At 69.0% G+C, this 3,773-nt stretch carries 4 protein-coding genes; 3 read left to right on the forward strand and 1 reads right to left on the reverse strand.

Going from position 1 to position 3,773, the window contains the following annotated elements; all coding sequences use genetic code 11:
• Nucleotides 1–32 precede the first annotated feature (32 nt).
• From D7X55_RS37225 to D7X55_RS37235, 3 genes are all read left to right on the forward strand, one after another.
• Nucleotides 33–1,079: a cation diffusion facilitator family transporter gene (locus D7X55_RS37225; RefSeq protein WP_120553140.1), complete on the forward strand. Its 1,047-nt coding sequence runs from the start codon at nt 33–35 to the stop codon at nt 1,077–1,079.
• A 106-nt stretch (nt 1,080–1,185) separates the two neighbouring features.
• Nucleotides 1,186–1,791 carry a hypothetical protein gene (locus D7X55_RS37230; protein WP_233610299.1) on the forward strand — a complete coding sequence of 202 codons (606 nt, stop codon included), beginning with the start codon at nt 1,186–1,188 and terminating at the stop codon, nt 1,789–1,791.
• Complete coding sequence (locus tag D7X55_RS37235) at nt 1,792–2,241, forward strand: hypothetical protein (RefSeq protein WP_121725512.1); 450 nt, start codon at nt 1,792–1,794, stop codon at nt 2,239–2,241.
• Here D7X55_RS37235 and wzy read toward each other — a convergent pair.
• Nucleotides 2,238–3,773: exopolysaccharide repeat unit polymerase (wzy, locus tag D7X55_RS37240; RefSeq protein WP_304988914.1), on the reverse strand; the 1,536-nt coding region annotated here is incomplete at its 5' end. The two genes, D7X55_RS37235 and wzy, sit on opposite strands and share 4 nt — an antisense overlap.

Raw genomic sequence — 3,773 nt, forward strand, 5'->3', positions numbered from 1 at the left:
GGTGGGCACCCCATGGTAGGTTTGGCACCTCCATGTCCGCTCCTGCATCGTCGTTGAAGGCCGTCATCGCCGCGCTGTCCGGCAACGTGTTGGTCACGCTCATCAAGTTCATCGCCTTCGCCCTGTCGGGGTCGGGGGCGATGCTGTCGGAGGCCATCCACTCGGCGGCGGACACGGGCAACCAGGTGTTGTTGTTCCTGGGGCTGAAGCGGGCGGCGCGCGTGGAGGACGACTCGCATCCGTACGGCTACGGCGGCGAGCGCTTCATCTTCGGCATCCTGTCCGCGTCCGGCATCTTCTTCGTGGGCTGCGGCGTGACGGTCTACCACGGCATCCAGTCACTGCTGCACCCGCACGTGGCGGAGACGAACGCGGTGACGTTCGCGGTGCTGGGGCTGTCGTTCCTCATCGAGGGCGGCGTGCTGCTGTTCGCGGTGCGCGGGCTCTTGAAGCAGGCGGCGGGGGAGCCCTTCTTCCGCTTCGTGCGCACGAAGGCGGACCCGGCGTCGGTGGCCATCCTCCTGGAGGACGGCGCGGCGGTGCTGGGCCTGGTGCTGGCGACGGCGGGCATCGGCCTGGCGCACGTGACGGGCAACCCGCTGTGGGACGCGCTGGCGTCGCTCACGGTGGGCGTGCTCCTGGGCCTCATCGCCGTCTACCTGATGGTGGAGAACCGGGAGCTGTTGCTGGGCCGGTCGGTGCCCTCGGACGTGGAGCAGCGCTTCGAGGACCTCTTGCGCGCGCGCGCCAGCCTGGCGGACCTGCACGACGTGAAGACGCGGCAGCTCACCCCGGAGTCCTACCAGTTCAAGGCGGAGCTGCGCTTCAGCGAGTCCTTCGTCGCGGCCCGGCTGGCGGAGGCCCTGCCCGCGCAAGGGCTGCCCCCGGTGGGCGCGGAGCGCGAGCGCGCGCTCACCGACGCGGCCCGCCACCTCATCCGCACGCTGAGCGAGGAGATCGACGCCATCGAGGCGGACGTCCGCCGCGCCATCCCCCAGGCGAAGCACATCGACCTGGAGCTGGAGCACCTGTCCGCCGCCGCCGCCGAGGCCGCGGAGCTGCGCGCCCGGACGGGGTAGGCTTTGATTCCTGGTTTTAAAGTTTAGGCCGTGCTATGCGCTTTCGCGGTTCCCCACACGGAAGCGGCGAGACGGGATGCGCGGACGGAATGCATGGAGCGTGGGGGTGGCGCTGCTCGTGGGCTGCGCCGGCACGTCCTACTTCCAGAGCGGCAGCGAGACCCTCTTCGGCCAGCGGGGCGCCCGGGTCTGGGTGAAGGGGCCCTGGCCCGCCATCCAGCCCTCGCGGGACGTGGACGAGGTCATCGACCAGCTGTGTCCGGCGGTGATGGCGTTGGACCGGGCCCGGGAGAAGGACTACGGCCAGGAGTACTGCGGGCTCATCTACTCGCTGGGCGGCGGCGAGTACTACGCCAGCTGGCCGTCACCGCTGGGCCGCACGACGCTGGTGGGCGCGGACCTGCGCCGCAAGAGCTGCAGCGTGCCCAGCGTGGTGAAGGACGACCGGGGCCTGCCCTCCACGCTGGCGGACTTCCACAGCCACCCGTGGTTCCCGTCGGGAATGTCACAGGAGGACCGCTGGAGTCAGTCACAACGTTGGACCCTGCGGGTTCAATTTGATGCAGGATGCACCGTGACGAAGCTCGTTCCGTACAAGGGCGAGTCGCGTCCCGGTGAGGTCTATCTGCGGCAGGGCAAGGCGTGGAAGCTCATCGGGTACATCCACGAAGCGGACAAGGACACGGGCTTCATCACGCCCGTGGAGGACTAGATGGGGCGCCAGGGTTGGTCAGGGCTGTTGGTGAAGCGCGGGCTCGCGGCGCTGCTGGTGTTGCCCCTGTCCGGCTGCGTGCTCTTCGCGCGGCCCCTCCGTCCGCCGCGCGCCTCCGACGCGGACCTGGCCCGCTTCCAGTTCCCGCTGGACCTGCCCGCGGAGGGGCGCGCGCAGACGCCCGCCGCCGTGGCGGTGGCGACGCAGCTGGCCATGGATGACTTCCGCCCGCTGGACTTGAAGCCGCACAAGAACGCGACCGCGGACGAGCTGTGCCTCTACCGGCGGGACTCCTTCGACGTGTGGACGGCGCCCGGCCCGGAGGGCGTGCTGTTCGTGCGCTTCGTGCCCCGGCAGGACGCGTGCAACTCCGAAGGGCCCGTGACGGACGCGAGCGCCACGTACGCCATCGACACGCGCCAGTGGCGCATCCTCGGCATCCAGCGCTAGGCGGCGGTCGCGCCCGGAGGCGGCACTTCCTCCGGCGCCGCGCGCGTCAGGCCCAGCACCTTCTCACGCTGGGGCCACGGCCACGCGCCGGTGACCATGGCCAGCTTGCCCGCGAGGATGGAGCACACCGCGACCTGGAACGTGCAGATGTACGAGATGATGCCCATGTCTCCGAACACCTGGTTCAGGTAGGACGCCACCACGCCCACGATGACCAGGCACGCTGTCCGGTGTTCCGCCGCGTACGCCCGGTGGTACGCGCGCGCTGACAGGTACACCGTCACCACCAGGTACATCCACACGCCCGTGAACCCGAACCACCCGCCGAAGGCCAACAGGCCCAACAGCGAGTTGTGCGGGTGGAAGCGGTACGTGGGGAACACGAACGCGATGTTGGGCAGCGGGTAGGGCTCCAGGAACTCGTGCCCGTAGCCCGTGCCGAACACGGGGTTCGTGTTCCACGTCGCGATGAGATTGAGGTTCTCGATGTCGCGGTAGTCCAGCTCTCCTTCGGCGTGCTGCCCCTCGATGATGGAGCGGAAGGTCGCCACCGGCTTGAACACGCTGCTGCTGGAGCCCCAGCCCACCAGGAAGTACACGACCAGCAGCGGCGAGCACGCGATGAGGCCTCGCGTGACGAGCTTCTTCAGCGGCGTCCACGGGTTGAAGAGGTACGCCGCGGCCAGGCCGCCCACGAGGCTCACGTACGCGAGCCGGCGGTCGTTGAAGAACATCCCGATGAACACCAGGATGATGATGAGGAGGCCCCGGATGGCGTGGCCGGACTTGGGCCGCTCCAGCCACCGCGCGATGCACACGGTGATGGCGAAGATGAACGTCATCGAGTCCGAGTGGCAGGTCGTGTACTCCACCTCCAGGTGCTGGGCCGGGATGATGACCAGCGCGAAGTAGGTGCTCACCGCGGACTTGGTGAGCGCCGCCGCGATGATGGTCTTCGCCACCAGGGGCCAGTCCTCCGGCCCGCGCAGGCTGTAGTGGTACATCATCCCCACCAGCGGGAGCACCGCCGCCTGGTGCCACTGCCAGAGCGAGTTCTTGATGTCCCCGCCCCGCGCGATGCCCCACACCTCCATCCACATGATGGAGAAGAACGACAGCGCCAGCACCACCACCAGCGGCCGGGGGATGGGCACCACCGGCGGATCAATCTTGGACTTCGTGGCCCGCCGGTAGATGCCCAGCGCGATGGAGCCGATGATGAGCCCGTCGATGAGCGGGAAGCGCAGGGCGCCAATGCCCACCAGCTCATGCAGCTGGGAGAAGAGCAGCCTGCCCAGGGGGAAGAGCGGCGACGGCCAGAACATCGACTGGGGCCGCTCGGGTGTGTAGTCCACCGCGAGCACCAGGTAGAGCACCGTGATGGTCAGGTAGCGCAGCGGGACCTTCAGGATGACCCACACCACGGTGACGGCCAGCACGGGCGCCAGCGTGATGATGGGGTCCCCGTTACCCACGGCGGCCGCGCCGAGCGTGACGGCGCCCAGGCCCACGACCATGACGATGTACTGGAG

The organism is Corallococcus sp. AB049A, from assembly GCF_003668885.1.
Classification (GTDB): Bacteria; Myxococcota; Myxococcia; order Myxococcales; family Myxococcaceae; genus Corallococcus; species Corallococcus interemptor.